Below are 15777 nucleotides of genomic sequence, written 5' to 3'. Positions count from 1 at the left end.
TGGTTGAGAATACTCGCGATCGACGTAGCGGCCATTCTGGCCAACCGCTAACCGCTGATCACTTCACGAACAATGCGGCCGATTCCACGTGGGCTGTATGCGGGAACATATCCATCACACCGGCGGCCCGCAGCTCATAACCATGCTCGTGCACCAGAATACCCGCGTCGCGCGCGAGGCTGCCGGGATGACACGAAATATACAACACGGTGTCGGCACCAGACTTAGCGACCACCGGCAGCACTTCTTTAGCGCCGGCGCGCGGCGGATCGAGCAGCACCTTGTCGAACTTGCCGGCCCAGGCGGCTGAACCGATGCTTTCGTCGGCCAGGTTGGCGGCGAAAAACTGCGCATTTCCCAGGCCATTTCGAGCCGCGTTGTCCCGCGCCCGGGCCACCAGGCCGGCCTCGCCTTCCACCCCCACGACCTGCCCGGCCCGACGCGCCAGCGGCAAGGAGAAATTGCCCAGACCACAGAACAGATCCAGCACCCGGTCATCGGCTTTGAGCGCCAGGAGTTCCACCGCCCGGTCGATCATCTGCAGGTTCAGCGGCCCGTTCACCTGAACGAAATCGGTGGGCAGGAATTGCAGCGTCAGATCGAAGGCCGGCAGTCGATATTCCAGCGGCTCCATCGGCAGGCTCGGCGACGAAGGCTCATGTCCGAGAGAATCCCGTGCCATCGGCGCGACCGTTTCATAGCCGCCGGGCTGCAGGAACATCTGGACCGAATGCTCGCGACCAAACCGTCGCAGCAGCTCCTGATCGGCCTCGGTCAACGGCTCCAGCACGCGGACGACCAACGCGACCGCATTGTCCCCGACCGCCGCTTCGATCTGTGGGACGCGGTTACGAATGCTGAGTGCCGTCACCAGCTCGGACAGCGGAACGATGAGCCGATCGAGCGGTGCCTGCAGCACCTCGCATCGCTCGATATTCGTGATGTATGGAGTGCTTCGCTCGCGAAAGCCGACGATGGTCCGATTCTTCTTCGGCACCCAGCGCGCCGCGAGCCGAGCGCGACGGCGATAGTTCCAGCTGCCGGCCTGCAGCGGCGGCAACACCTCATCCGGGGTGACCTTGCCGATGCGGGTCAACGAATCCATCAGCTGCTTTTGTTTGAACTGCAGCTGCTGCTCGCCCGACAGGTGCTGCAACACGCAGCCACCGCACATGCCGAAGTGAGCGCAGCGTGGCTCGACTCGATCCGGCGACGGCTCGATCACCTTGAGCAGGCGGCCTTCATCGAAATTGCGGCCACGCTTGAGCCGCTGCCATTCCACCAGCTCGCCGGGCAGCGCGTCGTCGATGAAGACGGTCTTGCCGTCGACGTGCGCGACGCCGCGCCCCTCATGCGACAGATCAGTGATCTTCGCGGTCTCCGGCGCGGACTGACGTTGTCGGGCCCTCGCGTTCACGTACCGGCTCCTTGCGCGATCACATCCGGCGGCGGCCCCCAGGCCGCGAGGAATTCCTGAAAATGAGGTTTGGCTTGCGCCGCGAGCACGTCGCGCACTCGGGCGACCTCGGCGTGATACTCATCGCGCATCAACCGGCCGCGCATCAACTCGAATCGCAAATAGACCAGGAACGTATTCAAGACGTCGGTTTCACAGTAGTTGCGGATGTGCTCGAGCTGGCCGTCGAGATAGGCATCCCAGACTTTGTCGCCACTCATGCCGAGCTTGCCCGGCAGGCCCAGCAACGTCGCCGCCGCTTGCAAACTGACGCGAGCGCGTCCCTGGAAGCTCGACAGCACGTCCATCAAGTCCAGGTGCCGCGAGTGATAGCGATTGAGATAGTTGTTGAAACGGAACGACTGATCTTCCTCGCCCGACTCCCAATAGCGCGGCGCGACGATGCCGTGCCGGAGCGCGCGATAGTGCAGCACCGGCAGATCGAAGCCGCCGCCGTTCCAGGAGACCAGATCGGGCGTGAACTTGTCGATGCCATCGTAGAAGCGCTGGATGATCTCCGCTTCCGATGCACCGGGATCGCCGAGCGACCACACTTTGAACGAATCGCGCGTGCGCAGCGCGACCGAGATCGCGACCACGCGTTGCTGCTCATAGGAAAGAAACTCGGTGCCCGACTCTTCGCGACGCTTGGCCTGCATCACATAGCCGACCTGCTTGTCGCTCAGGTCGCCCAGGTCGTAGATGCGCCGGCCGAGCTCGACGTCGGGAATGGTTTCTATATCGAAAACGAAGACAGGCATGGAGTCGCGCCTCGGCTGCGCTGAGTGAATTTAAATCCGACGCATCAACACGGCGACCGCGACCACCAGGCCCGCTTCGTCGGTGAGCGTGATGTGACCCTCGCCGATGCCGAGCTGCTCACGCATCCGCTGGCCGCGCTCGGACCAGATGATGCCGGGCCGGCCGTACTCGTTGGCGGCCACGCCCACATCGCGGATCCACAGGCCGTGCCGGAAGCCGGTGCCCATGGCTTTGACGATGGCTTCCTTGGCGGCGAAACGCATGGCGAGAAAACGGTCGTGACGGCTCTGTGCGCGATACGCATCGGCTTCGGCGGGCATCAGCAGTCGTTCGACAAAGCGCTCGCCGAACTTCTCGTGCAGCCGCTCGATGCGCTGGATCTGCACGATGTCCGTGCCGATGCCGAAGATCACCGCCCGGCTCGGGCCTGCAGCATCAGGCGTTTCATCTCCGAGACCGCCGGCGCCATGCCGTGAATCACGGCGTGCGCGACGATGGCGTGTCCGATGTTCAACTCGACGATCTCGGGAATGGCGGCGATGGGATGCACGTTGTGATAGTGCAAGCCGTGCCCCGCATGCACGGTCAGCCCGAGCTTGGCGCCGTAGCGGGCAGCGACCTCGATGCGGTTGAGCTCTTTCGCCTGATGCTTCGGGTTCGCTTCCGCATAGGCACCGGTGTGCAGCTCGACGACCGGTGCGCCGACGCGCACGGCGGCTTCCAGTTGCGCGGGCTCCGGATCGATGAACAACGAAACTCGAATGCCCGCGTCGCCCAGCCGTGCGCAGACCTTCTTCAACGAATCCAGCTGGCCGAGCACGTCCAGACCGCCTTCGGTCGTGACTTCGGTGCGCTTCTCCGGCACCAGGCACACATCCGGGGGCCGCACTTCCAGGGCGATGCGGACCATCTCGTCGGTGGTCGCCATTTCCAGGTTCAGCCGCGTCTGCAGCGCGTCCTTGCACATGCGGACATCGCGGTCCTGGATATGCCGACGGTCTTCGCGCAGATGGATGGTGATGCTGTCCGCGCCGGCCTGTTCGGCGATCAACGCCGCGAACAACGGATCAGGATAGGTAGTGCCGCGCGCCTGACGCAGCGTGGCCACGTGATCGACATTTACACCGAGGTGAAGCATTTGAGAATGCTGTCATTTTCCCTTTCTCAATGCCAGCATGACTTGTCGCGTGCGCAGCTCGCGGCCATCCAGGCAGCGATCCAGAGCCGCCCGCAACAGGCGGCGGGCCTCGGCGCACACCGTCGCGTCGGACAACTCCTCGCGCGCCAGGGACAGCAGCATTGCGCCTGAATAAACCACGGCATTCTCATCGACGCCTTCGACACGCACCGGCCCCTGCTCGATCCGGTAATGATAGGTCGCCCCCGGATCCAGCTCCGAGCCGTCGTGGGCATCGCGCTCCAGAGCGAGACCGTAGCCGATGGCGTCGAGCAGGCGTTTTTCGAACAGACGCAAGGGACGGATCGCGTCCTCGCGCTTCAACTGTTCCATGGTCTGGGCATACAGAGCGAACACGTCGGGATGGCTGTCGTGACGCGCGAACAGCTTCAGCAGTAGCTCGTTCAAGTAGAAGCCGTGGACCAGCCGGTCCGCCGGCAACGGCGTCATCGCGCCATCGAACTCGGCGCCGGTGAGCTGGCCCGCCTCGCCCTTGCCGCTCCAGGAAACGAGCAGACGATTGAAAGGCTGCAAAATGGGCAGCAGCGACGCGCCGGCTTTGGTGCCGCCGCGCGCGCCACGGGCGAAGACCGAGACGCGCCCGTGATCTCTGGTGAACAACTCGAGAATCCGGCTCGTATCTCGATACGGCCGGTGATGCAGCACGTAAGCAGGTTGTAACTGGATGCGGCGAGCGTCGCTCACGGCGGCTTACATTTCGTAGCCCAGCTGCTTCAGCGCCATCTCGTTGTCCGACCAGTTCTCCTTGACCTTCACCCACAGCTCCAGGTGCACGGGCTGGCCGAACAGATTGGACATCTCGATGCGCGCCGAGCGCCCCACTTCCTTCAGCTGCGCGCCGCCCTGACCGATGACGATGGCTTTCTGGCCGGTGCGTTCGACCCAGATGACGGCGTTGACCAGCAGCCGGCCGTCTTCTTCCTTGAACTGCTCGAGCGCGACGGTCAGGCCGTACGGCAGTTCCTGCCGCAGGCGCAATGTGAGTTTCTCGCGCACGATCTCGGCGGCCTGGAATTCCGGGCTGCGATCGGTGACCTGATCCGGCGGGAAATGCGGCGGCCCGAGCGGCAAGTGCTTGGCGATGATCGACGGCAGCTCATCCAGATTGCTGCCCTTCTGCGCCGACAGCGGCACCACCTCGACGAACTCGGCGCGCCGGTTCATCTCCTGGATGAACGGCAGCATGCGCTCGCGCGGCTGCACCTTGTCGACCTTGCTGAGCACCAGAATGATGGGACGCTTCTGCTGCTTCAGCGCCTCGAGCACGCGCTGGTCCTCTTCGCTCCAGCTCAACGACTCGACCACGAACAGATTGATGTCGGCATCCGCCAGCGACGACAGCGCGGCGCGGTTCATGTGACGGTTCATGGCACGACGCGCGCCGGAATGAATGCCGGGCGTGTCGACGAAAATGATCTGGTCCTCGGCACGAGTCAGGATGCCCAGGATGCGATGACGCGTGGTCTGCGGCTTGGGGCTGACGATGCTCACCTTGCGATGGAGCATCGCGTTCAGCAGCGTCGACTTGCCGACGTTGGGCCGGCCCACGATGGCGGCAAAACCGCAGCGATAGTTCGGCGGGACGCTGGCGCCCGTCACGGCTTCGAACTCATCGTCGCCGTCGTCGCTGTCGTCGAGCTCAGGGGGATCTTCGTGCATGGCGCTTACTCATCAATCCAAAGGTCATCAGAACCGGGCTCCTCAGGAGGAGACTCCCTGGCTCTCGTTAAATGCAGCCAACAACAGTTGCGCGGCGGCCTGCTCCGCGCGGCGACGGCTGGCACCGCTCGCCGAGACTTTCAGGCCCAGCGAGCTGACCGAGCAGCGCACCTGGAAAACTTGATTGTGCGCCTCGCCGGAGATGGATTCGACTGCGTATGAAGGCAAGGGCAATCCGCGTGCCTGCAACGCCTCCTGCAGACGCGTCTTGGGATCTTTCAGCTCGGCCGCGCTCGGCAGCCGGTCCAGCCGCGGCACGAACAGCCGCTCGATCACCCCGGCCGCGGCGTCGAAGCCGCCGTCGAGATAAACGGCGCCGAACAGCGCCTCCAGGGCATCGGCCAGAATGGATTTGCGTCGGAAACCGCCGGACTTCAGCTCGCCCGAGCCCAGTCGCAATTGACTGCCGAGATCGATCTCGGCGGCGATCACGGCCAGCGCTTCGCCGCTCACCAGGCTGGCGCGGAACCGGGACAGGTCGCCTTCGTCGGCACTGGCGAATTCATGGAACACGAGCTTGGCGACCACGCAGTTGAGCACCGCGTCGCCCAGGAACTCCAGCCGTTCGTTGTGCGAACCGCCGGCGCTGCGATGAGTGAGCGCGGACTCGAGCAGAGCCGGGTCGCGGCACTCGTAGCCAAGCTTGTCACGCAGCCATTCGCGAGCGGTCTTCAATGCGGATCAGGTCCCCGGCACCGTGGCTCCAGAGCCCACGGCGACAGTTTTGTCGAAGTCGACGACCAGCGAGATGTTGGAGATAAACGGCGCCTCGGCGCGATACCAGGCCCGCATGGTAAAGCCGTTGCCCTGGCGCTTGATCTCGATGTCCTTGTAATCGATGCTGTTGATGTCTTCGACCGTCCAGCGCCGACTCAGCGAGGTGCGCAGGCTCTGCGGGTTGCCGCCCGGGTCGTCCTTGGCGGTCTGCTCCAGCGCGCGGACCACCGCCAGGTACTCCATATACAGGGGTACCAGCCTCACCACGGCATAGAGGCCGAAGCCCACGATGGCGACGATGGTCAGGATACCGAGGGCCGTAGCGCCACGCTGACGAGAACGCATGCTCCGAACTCCGCTAAACAGGCCGAATACAGGCCAGCATGGCGCGCAAGATACTCCAATCAGCGGATTGGAGCGCCGATCCGGTCCCAAATTGGCGCGTTCGGCAGGTCCCAGTTGAGCCAGATCCGGACCGCCTTGCCCACCAGGTTGCGCTCGGGCACGAAGCCGACTTCGAAAAAGCGGCTGTCCTTGCTGTTGTCCCGGTTGTCGCCCATGAAGAAGTAGTGCCCGGCCGGCACCACCTGGTCGTAGTCGCGGCCCTCGCCGTCCATCCGGCTCGGGATGTACAGCACATGGTGGTCGACGTTGCCCAGATGCTCGGTGCCCAGCGTCTCGCCACGCTCGCCCGGGCCGGTGTAGGTGCCGTTGAAGTCGACCGGCACGCGCTCGCCGTTGATATAGAGATTCTGCCCGCGCACCACGATGTGATCGCCCGGCAGGCCGACCAGCCGCTTGATGTAGTTGGTGGCCGGATCCTTCGGCAGCCGGAACACGATCACGTCGCCGCGCTGCGGATCGCCGATCGAGACGATCTTGGAATTGACCACCGGCAGTCGCAGGCCGTAGGAGAACTTGTTGACGAAGATGAAGTCGCCGTCGAGCAGCGTCGGCATCATCGAATCGGAAGGAATGCGGAACGGCTCGAACAGGAACGAGCGGATCACCAGCACGATCAGGATGACCGGGAAGAACGAGCGTGCGTACTCGACCACCAGCGGCTCGCGAATGTTGTCGGGCGCGATGCCCTTGGCGCCGGCCGCGGCCACCCGCTGCGGTTTGAAGGCCACCGAATCGATGCCCCAGATCAGGCCGGTCAGCAACGTCGCCGCGACCAGAATGAAAGAGAAGTCGAAGATCATGCTTTGTCCGTTTATTCTTTCTTGGCCTTGCCCACCTGCAGAACGGCGAGGAACGCCTCCTGCGGGATCTCGACCGAGCCCACCTGCTTCATCCGCTTCTTGCCTTCTTTCTGCTTCTCCAGCAGCTTGCGCTTGCGCGAGATGTCGCCGCCGTAGCACTTGGCCAGAACGTTCTTGCGCAGCGCCTTCACGGTCGCGCGCGCGACCACGTGACTGCCGATCGCCGCTTGCACCGCGATCTCGAACTGCTGCCGGGGAATCAGCTCCTGCATCTTATCGACCAGCTCGCGGCCGCGCTGATACGCGTTGTCCTTGTGCACGATCAAGGACAGCGCGTCGACGCGATCGCCGTTGATCAGCACGTCCAGCTTCACCAGCGGCGCGCTCTCGAAACGGTTGAATTCATAATCGAACGACGCGTAGCCGCGGCTCACCGACTTCAGGCGATCGAAGAAATCCAGCACCACTTCGGCCATCGGCATTTCGTACTGCAGTGAGACCTGATTGCCGACGTACAGCATCTTGGTCTGGCGGCCGCGCTTCTCCGTGCACAATGTGATCACCGCGCCGACGTACTCCGGCGGCAGCAGGATGTTTGCCGTGATGATGGGCTCACGCAGGTCCTCGATCTCATTGCTCGGCGGCAGCTTCGACGGATTGTCGACGTTGACCGTGGTGCCGTCGGTCTTCTGGATCTCGTACACCACCGTGGGCGCGCTGGTGATGAGGTCCAGGTTGTATTCACGTTCCAATCGCTCCTGCACGATGTCCATGTGCAACAGGCCCAGGAAGCCGATGCGGAATCCGAAGCCGAGCGCGCTCGAGACTTCCGGCTCGTAGTGCAGGGCCGAGTCATTAAGCTTGAGCTTGGCGAGCGCGTCCCTGAAGTTTTCGTAATCGTCGGACTGTACCGGGAACAGGCCCGCGAACACGCGGGGCTGCACCTGTTTGAAACCGGCCAGCGGCTCGCTGGCGGGACGATTGTCGAGCGTGATGGTGTCGCCCACCGGCGCGCCGTTGATCTCCTTGATGCCGGCGATGACGAAGCCGACTTCGCCGGTCTCGAGCGTCTCGGTCGGCTTGGATTTGGGCGTGAAGCGGCCGAGCTTGTCGACCGTGTGGGCGCGGCCCGTCGACCACATGCGGATCTTCTGCCCCATGCGCAGCGAGCCGTTCATCACGCGCACCAGCGACACCACGCCGACGTAATTGTCGAACCACGAGTCGATGATCAACGCCTGCAGCGGCCCGTCCGGATCGCCCTTCGGCGCCGGAATGCGCGCGATCAACTGCTCCAGCAGCTCGGGCACGTTCTCACCGGTCTTGGCACTGACGCGGACCGCGTCCCCGGCCTCGATACCGATGATCTCCTCGATCTCCTTGATGACCCGGTCGGGCTCGGCCGAGGGCAGGTCGATCTTGTTCAATACCGGCACCACTTCCAGGCCCTGCTCGAGGGCCGTGTAGCAGTTCGCGACACTCTGCGCCTCGACGCCCTGGGCCGCATCCACGACCAGCAGCGCGCCTTCGCAGGCGGCCAGCGAGCGGGACACTTCGTAGGAGAAGTCCACGTGGCCCGGCGTATCGATCATGTTGAGCTGATACGTCTGACCGTCGCGGGCCTTGTAGCGCAGCGACACGCTCTGCGCCTTGATGGTGATGCCGCGCTCCCGCTCCAGGTCCATGGAGTCGAGCACCTGCGCCTCCATCTCGCGCTGTTCCAGACCGCCGGTCAACTGGATGAAGCGGTCGGCGAGCGTGGACTTGCCGTGATCGATATGGGCAATGATCGAGAAGTTGCGGATCAGCTTCATCTGCAAGGGCTTGTAATTGCTGGCCGGGGACTGGCCAGCGGCGGCGGATTATAGCGGGGTTGGCGCCCGGCGTCGGGCGTATTGCGCGGCCGGCTACCCGGCGATGGCCCGGACCCGCGCCCGGTCCAGGCGGTAGTCGCAGACGAAGTCGTCGTCGGCCAGCAGAACTGGCACGCGGTGACCGTATTTACGGACCAGTTCGGGGTCGCTGTCGACGTCCACCACCTGGACGGTGGCGGCCTCTTCGGGGCTCAGCTCCCCGGCCAGCTCGGCCAGCAACTGGTCGCACAGGCTGCATTCGGCGCGGCTCAGCACCGTCCAAGTCGTCATTGCTGAGGAGGCGGCGGCCCGGCGGGATGGTGGTTGGGCTGCGAGGCTGCCGGCGGCACCGGCGTCGCGGGCGTGGGACCGCTCCGGGCAGCTTCATCCTTGGTCACGCCGGCGGCAATCGCCTCCAGTGTGGCTGGCGGTACTTCGCCTACAGCGGTGACCTGGTGGCCATCCATCGCGCGCGAGAAGGCAAAGGCGGCTCCCACTTTGGCCAGCCCGCTCAAGGGCGCAGCCTGCGGATCAGTCGGCTCGATGAAGACTGAGACCGACGCCAGCCCGTCCGAATACACCAAGTGCTGGACCGGGACCTTGGAGCCGGCGATCAATTGAATGCGCCACGCCGTCAGCCGGAAGCCCGCGGGCAGGCGAATCACGCCCCACCCTGCGACCTGACCCGCAGCCAGCTGCGGCTGCACGTCCTGTCGGATCCAGCGAAAACCTTCGCCGGAAACGGATGGCTTGAGGCTGTCGGCGGGAATGCGGTCGCGGAAGTTCAATTCCGCGAACAGGATCTGTTCGATGACGTTGCCGTCGCGATCGCACAGCTGCGACTTCAGCGGCATGGCCGTCTCGTCATCCAGCCACAGGCGATAGCCATAACGGAATTGATCGCGCGGCGTGACGTTGATCACTTGAGTGCGACGGCCCAACGCCTTCGTGAACGGCCCGCGCTCGATGTTGTAGTGAGCCTCGAGCTCCTCGTTGTACGCCGGCACCGCGGCAAGCAATGTATTGTCGTCAGTGCGCTTCTCGACCAGCACCGTGCGACGGTCCGGCAGATAACACACCACTTCGGTCTGATTGCGAATGATCTCGCGGCCGCTGCCGTCGAGTGCCACCAGGCGCTCGGTCACCTTGCCCTTGTCGACGCGGTGATAGATCCGCATCGACTCGCGGCGCGAATCGCGCATGTGGAAGAAACGGCCTTCGTAATTGCGGGTCGCGAGCGCCTCGGACATGCGCTCCAGCCATTCACGGGCTTCACGATCCCCGGCATTCGCCGCGGACGCCACGGCGAGCAGTGCGGCGATCAGACCAGTGGCGCGCAGAGAGGCCATCAACGTTCCGTGGAGCCGTCGTCGCCAACGGAAATCTTCACTTCGGCTTCGCCGGACTCGAGGGCTTCGGCCTCCGCGTCCTCGGCCAGCACTCCGCTCAGCACCGAGCGACGGCCGAGCGGCGAGGAATATTCGCTGTGCGCGACCACGTAGTTGGTCAGACGGGTCGCCGGAATGAACGCGGACTGAGTGGTCGAGGTCGGCACCACGTAGCTCGACGCTGTATCGCTGGTGACGGTCGCCTCATTGGCAGCAGGCGTATTGGCCGCGACCAGCGGCGCATTCACCGGCATGACATCCGGCTGCCCCATCGGCTGCATCGTGAGCACGGCGACGGCCGCGACACCGGCGGCGATGGCCATGCCGGCCGCGGGACGCAGGAAACGAATCGCGGCGGGAGAAATCCTGGAAGTGCGCGCAACGGCCGGTGCGGGAGCGGCAGCCGGTCGAGCGATCGGCGCCTGGGTCTGAGCCTCGGCCGGCTCGGCGGCCACCGCGGCCATCACCTTGCTGGCGAAATCGCGGGAAGCGACCGCCGGGCGTTCGGCCCGCATCGCCTCGCCGATCAGCGAGTAGCGGCCGATGGCGGCACGCAGCTCAGCTTCCCGCCCCACCCGCTTCAACAGCAGGTCGAGCTCCGCCGGCGGCAATTCGCCGTCCAGGCAGGCAGAAAGCTGTTCGTTCAGAGCATCCGTCATGCTGTCACCACGATAACTCAAATCGACTTCGAACGGCTCAGTCCACAGGTCCGTCGAGCAAGGGCTTCAGCTTCTTGTCGATGGCCTCGCGCGCCCGGAAAATCCGGGACCGCACCGTACCCACCGGACAATCCATCGCTTCGGCGATCTCCTCGTACGACAATCCTTCCAACTCGCGCAGCACGATGGCGGTGCGCAGGTCTTCGGGCAGTTGCTCCATGGCCTCCTCGACCACGGCGCGAATCTCATCCGTCAGCAGCACTCCTTCGGGAGTGTCCACTTCCTTCAATTTCGCATGCCGGTCGTACTGCTCCGGATCCTGCAGATCCAGATCGAAGTCCACCGGCCGGCGGCGTTGCGACACCAGCGCGTTCTTGGCGGTGTTGATCGCGATCCGATACAGCCATGTATAGAACGCGCTATCGCCACGAAACGATGCCAACGCCCGATACGCCTTGAGGAACGCCTCCTGGGCGACGTCCTCGGCCTCGGCCTGGTCGTTGACGAAGCGGCCCACCAGCTTCAACACCCGATGCTGGTATTTCAGCACCAGCAGGTTGAACGCCGTCTGGTCGCCCGCCTGGACCCGCCGGACCAGTTCCTGGTCGGTATCGTCCGTTGCATTGGTCGGGTCGGTCGTCAAGCGCCCGCTCCCGGCCCTGCTGGCGGAAGCGCGCTCGTCGGCAACGCTACAACTGCCCTCATAGACTGATGAGCCGCGCGAAAGTTCGCTGCGACATAAGTGTTCCTGAACACTTGCTGACCGATTGCGTGACCGGGATCAATAATCATGTCGCCGGGACCGATTCCAGTCGCAAACGCACGCTCAAACGACGGATTTCTGCGGGTAGTGCGTCCCCCGTCAGCAGCAGCATCGAGCGCTGCCCCCGACCGGTGTGCCAACGAAGCCACAGCCAGCGGCGGCCGACGCGCGTGCCGGCGGACAAGGTGGCGGGAATATTTTTCCGATTGGCGCTGCTCAGCACCCAACGGCCGTCCGACATCCAGCTGACAGCCGTCAGCCGCTCGTCACCGCCCAGCCATCCTTGCCACTGCAAGCCGACCATCACGATGGCGGACGCAGTCACGAACAAGAGCACGGCCGCCACGAGAGGCAGCGACAATAGATAAGTGGCCGCGGCCACGCCCCCGAACGCGAGCATGCCGAGCCGACGCTCGGAGCGGCGGCTCCGTACGTCAATCGTCAGCAGGGTTGGGGTTGCGAAGCTTGGCAATGACATGCGCCCAATCCGGATCGTCCGGGACCTCTCGTTGCACTACGTAGGCGAACAGCTGCGGGTCTGGCGCCTCGAGCAATGCTACGAAGGCCTGTTGTTCGGCAGCCGGGGCGGAAGGATACCGTTCCTGGAGATAGCGTTCGAGCAGCACATCCAACTCGCGCATGCCCCGGCGGCAGCGCCACCGGAGCTGTCCTACGGCTGGAGCGGTGCTCATCAGTGTCTGCGCTCGGCCATCTTCTTCTTGATTTCGGCAATCGCCTTGGCCGGATTGAGGTCCTTCGGACAGGCCTCGGTGCAGTTCATGATGGTATGGCACCGATACAGCTTGAACGGATCCTCCAGCGCGTCCAGGCGCTCACCGGTCGCCTCGTCGCGGGTATCCACGATCCAGCGATAGGCCGCCAGCAATGCCGCCGGGCCGAGATAGCGATCGCCGTTCCACCAGTAGCTCGGGCACGAGGTGGAACAGCACGCGCACAGGATGCACGCCGCCGGACGATCGATCTTCTCCTGATCTTCCTTCGACTGCAGACGCTCGCGATCCGGCGGCGCCGGCGTGCGAGTCTGCAACCACGGCTTCACCGACGCGTACTGCGCGTAGAAATTGGTGAGATCCGGCACGAGGTCCTTGATCACCGGCATGTGCGGCAGCGGGAAAATCTTCACCGTGCCCTTCACATCCTCGGTGGCGCGCGTGCAGGCCAGCGTGTTGACGCCGTCGATGTTCATCGCGCACGAACCGCAGATGCCTTCGCGGCAGGAGCGACGGAACGTCAGGGTCGGGTCGATCTCGTTTTTGATCTTGATCAGCGCGTCGAGCACCATCGGGCCGCACGTCGCCATGTCCACTTCGTACGTGTCGTAGCGCGGGTTCTGGCCCGACTCCGGATCGAAGCGGTAGATGCGGAACGACCGCACGTCCTTGGCCCCCGAGGGCGCCGGGTAGGTCTTGCCGACACCGACCACCGAGTTCTTGGGAAGACGGAATTGCGCCATGATCAGTACACCCTCGCCTTCGGCGGCACGACTTCGACGTCGTTGGTCAGTGTGTTCAAGTGCACCGGCCGGTAGTCGAGCGACACCTTGCCCTGCGGATCCACCCACGAGAGGGTGTGTTTCATCCAGTTCACGTCGTCGCGCTCCGGATAGTCTTCGTGAGCGTGCGCTCCCCGGCTTTCCTTGCGGTTCTCCGCGGAAACGATGGTCGCGACCGCCTGGCTGCGCAGGTTGTCGAGCTCCAGCGTTTCGATCAGGTCGGTGTTCCACACCATGCCGCGGTCGCTGACGTTCACTTCCTCGAACGACTTGAACACTTCCTGCATCTTGTGCACGCCCTCGATGAGCGATTCGGAGGTGCGGAACACGGCGGCGTGATTCTGCATGGTCCGCTGCATGTTCAGGCGGATGTCGGCGGTCTTCAGCGCCCCCTTGGCGTGCCGGAACTTGTCGATGCGGCTGATCGCGAGCTCGCCCGCATCCTTCGCCAGCGGCCGATGTTTGGTATTCGGCTTGACGATCTCGGCGGCGTGACGCGCGGCTTCGCGGCCGAACACCACCAGGTCGAGCAGCGAGTTGGAGCCGAGACGATTCGCGCCGTGCACGGACACGCACGCCGCCTCGCCCACCGCCATCAAGCCCGGCACCACGGAGTCGGGGTTGCCGTTCTTCATCGTCACCACTTCGCCGTGATAGTTCGCCGGGATGCCGCCCATGTTGTAGTGAACCGTCGGCAGCACCGGGATCGGCTGCTTGGTCACATCGACGCCGGCAAAGATCTTGGCGGTCTCGGCGATGCCCGGCAGACGTTCGTGAATCACTTCGGCACCGAGGTGCTCGAGGTGCAGGAAGATATGATCCTTGTGAGCCCCGACGCCGCGGCCCTCGCGAATCTCCATGGTCATCGAACGGCTGACCACGTCGCGCGATGCGAGGTCCTTGGCGTTCGGCGCATAGCGTTCCATGAAACGTTCACCCTGCGAGTTGCGCAGAATGCCACCCTCGCCGCGCACGCCTTCGGTGATCAGACAGCCGGCGCCGTAGATGCCGGTCGGATGGAACTGCACGAACTCCATGTCCTGCATCGGCAGGCCAGCGCGCAGCACCATGCCGCCGCCGTCGCCCGTGCAAGTGTGAGCGGACGTGCAAGAGAAGTACGCGCGACCATAACCGCCGGTCGCGAGAATCGTCTGGTGACCGAGGAAACGATGCACCGTGCCGTCCGACATGTTGATGGCGACGACGCCGCGGCACTCGCCGTTCTCCATGATCAGGTCGACGGCGAAATATTCGATGAAGAACTGCGCTTCGTGGCGCAGCGCCTGCTGATACAACGTATGCAGCATCGCGTGACCGGTACGATCCGCCGCCGCGCAAGTGCGCTGAGCCGTGCCCTTGCCGTAGTGCGTGGTCATGCCGCCGAACGGACGCTGATAAATGCGACCGTCGTCGGTCCGTGAGAACGGCACACCGTAGTGCTCCAGCTCGATCACGGCACCGGGCGCTTCCTTACACATGAACTCGATCGCGTCCTGGTCACCGAGCCAGTCCGAGCCTTTCACGGTGTCATACATGTGCCAGCGCCAGTCGTCCTCGCCCATGTTGCCGAGCGCGGCGCTGATGCCACCTTGCGCGGCGACCGTGTGACTGCGCGTCGGAAACACCTTGGTGATACATGCAACCGACAAACCGGAGTGCGCCAGACCGAACGTGGCGCGCAGGCCGGCGCCACCGGCGCCGACGACGACCACGTCGTAATTGTGATCGATGAATTGATAGGCGCTCATGCCGCGCTCCCGAATGCCACGCGCAGCACGGAGAAGATGCCGAGAGCGCCAAGGACGATGTGAATGAACTTCAGAGCCAGCAAGGTGACGATCTTGGCGGCGTGATCGCTGACGTAGTCTTCGACCACCACCTCGACACCCAGCTGCGAGTGATAAACCGCCGTGCCCACCAGCAGCGACAACATCACGGCGTTGAACGGAGCGTGCATCCACGCGGTGACCGTTTCATAGCTGCGATCGGGCAGAGCGATCAGCGCGAACACGAACCACAGGCCGAGCAGCACCAGCGCCACCGACGTGACTCGCTGCGTCCACCAGTGACCGACCCCCTCGCCGGCCGCTCCCAATCCCAGAACTCGTCCGACCGGACTGCGCAAACTCATACCGCACCTCCGCGGACCAGCAGGAACCAAAGCATCGCGGTGAGCACGACTGCGCCGATGGCCACCAGCCAGCCGCTGGTACGAGCGGTGGACTTCTCGAAACCATGGCCGGCGTCCCACACCAGGTGACGCACGCCGTTCAACAGGTGATAGAAGAACGCGAACGAGAAACCGACCAGCGCAACGATGGTCAGCGGATGCGCGAACACCGCTTGTGCCGAGGCATAGGCCTCCGGACCGTTGGCGGCCGACACCAGCCAATAAACAAACAACAGCAGCCCGACGCTGAGCGCGATGCCGGTGACCCGGTGCAGGATCGACAGCGTATTGGTGTACTGCCATCGATAATTCATGAACGGCGACAGCGGCCGCTCAAACTTGGGATTGCTCATGTGGGGTAGCCTGCTCCGAGG

General features: G+C 64.1%; 20 protein-coding genes. All 20 read right to left on the bottom strand.

The window, feature by feature from the left end; genetic code table 11:
• Positions 1 to 58 precede the first annotated feature (58 nt).
• The 20 genes from rlmD to sdhC all read right to left on the bottom strand — a co-directional run bounded on the left by rlmD (position 59) and on the right by sdhC (position 15756).
• Complete coding sequence (rlmD, locus tag EKO19_RS22530) at positions 59 to 1417, bottom strand: 23S rRNA (uracil(1939)-C(5))-methyltransferase RlmD (protein WP_129778774.1); 1359 nt, start codon at positions 1415 to 1417, stop codon at positions 59 to 61.
• The gene (locus EKO19_RS22525; RefSeq protein WP_129778772.1) at positions 1414 to 2217 is read right to left on the bottom strand and encodes a 3'-5' exonuclease; all 804 of its coding nucleotides are present in this window, start codon (positions 2215 to 2217) and stop codon (positions 1414 to 1416) included. The genes rlmD and EKO19_RS22525 overlap by 4 nt, the downstream gene beginning before the upstream one ends.
• 30 nt (positions 2218 to 2247) lie before the next feature.
• On the bottom strand, positions 2248 to 2631 hold the full coding sequence (acpS, locus tag EKO19_RS22520) for a holo-ACP synthase (RefSeq protein ID WP_129778770.1): 384 nt from the start codon (positions 2629 to 2631) through the stop codon (positions 2248 to 2250).
• Positions 2628 to 3356 (bottom strand): pyridoxine 5'-phosphate synthase, encoded by a 729-nt coding sequence (pdxJ, locus tag EKO19_RS22515; RefSeq protein ID WP_129778768.1) that lies wholly within the window; start codon positions 3354 to 3356, stop codon positions 2628 to 2630. The genes acpS and pdxJ overlap by 4 nt, the downstream gene beginning before the upstream one ends.
• Positions 3357 to 3368: 12 nt before the next feature.
• Positions 3369 to 4100: a DNA repair protein RecO gene (gene recO / locus EKO19_RS22510; protein WP_129778767.1), complete on the bottom strand. Its 732-nt coding sequence runs from the start codon at positions 4098 to 4100 to the stop codon at positions 3369 to 3371.
• Between the two features lie 6 nt (positions 4101 to 4106).
• A complete protein-coding gene (gene era, locus EKO19_RS22505; protein WP_129778765.1) occupies positions 4107 to 5075 on the bottom strand; it encodes a GTPase Era in 969 nt (322 codons plus the stop codon).
• A 42-nt stretch (positions 5076 to 5117) separates the two neighbouring features.
• A complete protein-coding gene (gene rnc / locus EKO19_RS22500) occupies positions 5118 to 5810 on the bottom strand; it encodes a ribonuclease III (protein ID WP_129778763.1) in 693 nt (230 codons plus the stop codon).
• A gap of 6 nt (positions 5811 to 5816) precedes the next feature.
• Positions 5817 to 6197: a DUF4845 domain-containing protein gene (locus EKO19_RS22495; protein ID WP_129778761.1), complete on the bottom strand. Its 381-nt coding sequence runs from the start codon at positions 6195 to 6197 to the stop codon at positions 5817 to 5819.
• 59 nt (positions 6198 to 6256) lie between these two features.
• On the bottom strand, positions 6257 to 7057 hold the full coding sequence (gene lepB / locus EKO19_RS22490) for a signal peptidase I (protein ID WP_129778760.1): 801 nt from the start codon (positions 7055 to 7057) through the stop codon (positions 6257 to 6259).
• Between the two features lie 11 nt (positions 7058 to 7068).
• A complete protein-coding gene (gene lepA / locus EKO19_RS22485) occupies positions 7069 to 8871 on the bottom strand; it encodes a translation elongation factor 4 (protein WP_129778758.1) in 1803 nt (600 codons plus the stop codon).
• Positions 8872 to 8964: 93 nt separating this feature from the next.
• Positions 8965 to 9186 carry a glutaredoxin family protein gene (locus EKO19_RS22480; protein ID WP_217705526.1) on the bottom strand — a complete coding sequence of 74 codons (222 nt, stop codon included), beginning with the start codon at positions 9184 to 9186 and terminating at the stop codon, positions 8965 to 8967.
• A gap of 11 nt (positions 9187 to 9197) precedes the next feature.
• Complete coding sequence (locus EKO19_RS22475; RefSeq protein WP_129778754.1) at positions 9198 to 10259, bottom strand: MucB/RseB C-terminal domain-containing protein; 1062 nt, start codon at positions 10257 to 10259, stop codon at positions 9198 to 9200.
• Complete coding sequence (locus EKO19_RS22470) at positions 10259 to 10957, bottom strand: sigma-E factor negative regulatory protein (protein WP_129778752.1); 699 nt, start codon at positions 10955 to 10957, stop codon at positions 10259 to 10261. Before EKO19_RS22470 ends, EKO19_RS22475 begins: the two co-directional genes overlap by 1 nt.
• 37 nt (positions 10958 to 10994) lie before the next feature.
• Positions 10995 to 11600: an RNA polymerase sigma factor RpoE gene (gene rpoE / locus EKO19_RS22465; protein ID WP_129778750.1), complete on the bottom strand. Its 606-nt coding sequence runs from the start codon at positions 11598 to 11600 to the stop codon at positions 10995 to 10997.
• Positions 11601 to 11745: 145 nt separating this feature from the next.
• Positions 11746 to 12120: a hypothetical protein gene (locus tag EKO19_RS22460; RefSeq protein ID WP_157995396.1), complete on the bottom strand. Its 375-nt coding sequence runs from the start codon at positions 12118 to 12120 to the stop codon at positions 11746 to 11748.
• Between the two features lie 34 nt (positions 12121 to 12154).
• Complete coding sequence (locus tag EKO19_RS22455) at positions 12155 to 12412, bottom strand: FAD assembly factor SdhE (RefSeq protein ID WP_129778747.1); 258 nt, start codon at positions 12410 to 12412, stop codon at positions 12155 to 12157.
• Entirely contained in the window at positions 12412 to 13194 is a 783-nt protein-coding gene (locus EKO19_RS22450) for a succinate dehydrogenase iron-sulfur subunit (RefSeq protein WP_129778745.1), read from the bottom strand. The genes EKO19_RS22455 and EKO19_RS22450 overlap by 1 nt, the downstream gene beginning before the upstream one ends.
• A gap of 2 nt (positions 13195 to 13196) precedes the next feature.
• On the bottom strand, positions 13197 to 14981 hold the full coding sequence (gene sdhA / locus EKO19_RS22445) for a succinate dehydrogenase flavoprotein subunit (protein ID WP_129778743.1): 1785 nt from the start codon (positions 14979 to 14981) through the stop codon (positions 13197 to 13199).
• Entirely contained in the window at positions 14978 to 15364 is a 387-nt protein-coding gene (gene sdhD / locus EKO19_RS22440; RefSeq protein WP_129778741.1) for a succinate dehydrogenase, hydrophobic membrane anchor protein, read from the bottom strand. Before sdhD ends, sdhA begins: the two co-directional genes overlap by 4 nt.
• Positions 15361 to 15756 carry a succinate dehydrogenase, cytochrome b556 subunit gene (gene sdhC, locus EKO19_RS22435; RefSeq protein WP_129778740.1) on the bottom strand — a complete coding sequence of 132 codons (396 nt, stop codon included), beginning with the start codon at positions 15754 to 15756 and terminating at the stop codon, positions 15361 to 15363. Before sdhC ends, sdhD begins: the two co-directional genes overlap by 4 nt.
• Positions 15757 to 15777 lie beyond the last annotated feature (21 nt).

Origin of the sequence: Peristeroidobacter soli (genome assembly GCF_004138485.1) — a bacterium.
GTDB classification, from domain to species: domain Bacteria; phylum Pseudomonadota; class Gammaproteobacteria; order Steroidobacterales; family Steroidobacteraceae; genus Steroidobacter; species Steroidobacter soli.
Note: the sequence above shows the minus strand (reverse complement) of the source record. Positions and strands in the feature narration are given on the sequence as shown.

Coding starts and splice junctions, on each gene's coding strand:
- EKO19_RS22470 (WP_129778752.1), bottom strand. CDS start 10,957: ATGACGGATGCTCTGAACGAACAGCTTTCTGCCTGCCTGGACGGCGAA.
- lepB (WP_129778760.1), bottom strand. CDS start 7,057: ATGATCTTCGACTTCTCTTTCATTCTGGTCGCGGCGACGTTGCTGACC.
- EKO19_RS22475 (WP_129778754.1), bottom strand. CDS start 10,259: ATGGCCTCTCTGCGCGCCACTGGTCTGATCGCCGCACTGCTCGCCGTG.
- sdhC (WP_129778740.1), bottom strand. CDS start 15,756: ATGAGCAATCCCAAGTTTGAGCGGCCGCTGTCGCCGTTCATGAATTAT.
- EKO19_RS22450 (WP_129778745.1), bottom strand. CDS start 13,194: ATGGCGCAATTCCGTCTTCCCAAGAACTCGGTGGTCGGTGTCGGCAAG.
- EKO19_RS22460 (WP_157995396.1), bottom strand. CDS start 12,120: ATGCTCGCGTTCGGGGGCGTGGCCGCGGCCACTTATCTATTGTCGCTG.
- EKO19_RS22495 (WP_129778761.1), bottom strand. CDS start 6,197: ATGCGTTCTCGTCAGCGTGGCGCTACGGCCCTCGGTATCCTGACCATC.
- EKO19_RS22455 (WP_129778747.1), bottom strand. CDS start 12,412: ATGAGCACCGCTCCAGCCGTAGGACAGCTCCGGTGGCGCTGCCGCCGG.
- era (WP_129778765.1), bottom strand. CDS start 5,075: ATGCACGAAGATCCCCCTGAGCTCGACGACAGCGACGACGGCGACGAT.
- sdhA (WP_129778743.1), bottom strand. CDS start 14,981: ATGAGCGCCTATCAATTCATCGATCACAATTACGACGTGGTCGTCGTC.
- sdhD (WP_129778741.1), bottom strand. CDS start 15,364: ATGAGTTTGCGCAGTCCGGTCGGACGAGTTCTGGGATTGGGAGCGGCC.
- EKO19_RS22525 (WP_129778772.1), bottom strand. CDS start 2,217: ATGCCTGTCTTCGTTTTCGATATAGAAACCATTCCCGACGTCGAGCTC.
- pdxJ (WP_129778768.1), bottom strand. CDS start 3,356: ATGCTTCACCTCGGTGTAAATGTCGATCACGTGGCCACGCTGCGTCAG.
- lepA (WP_129778758.1), bottom strand. CDS start 8,871: ATGAAGCTGATCCGCAACTTCTCGATCATTGCCCATATCGATCACGGC.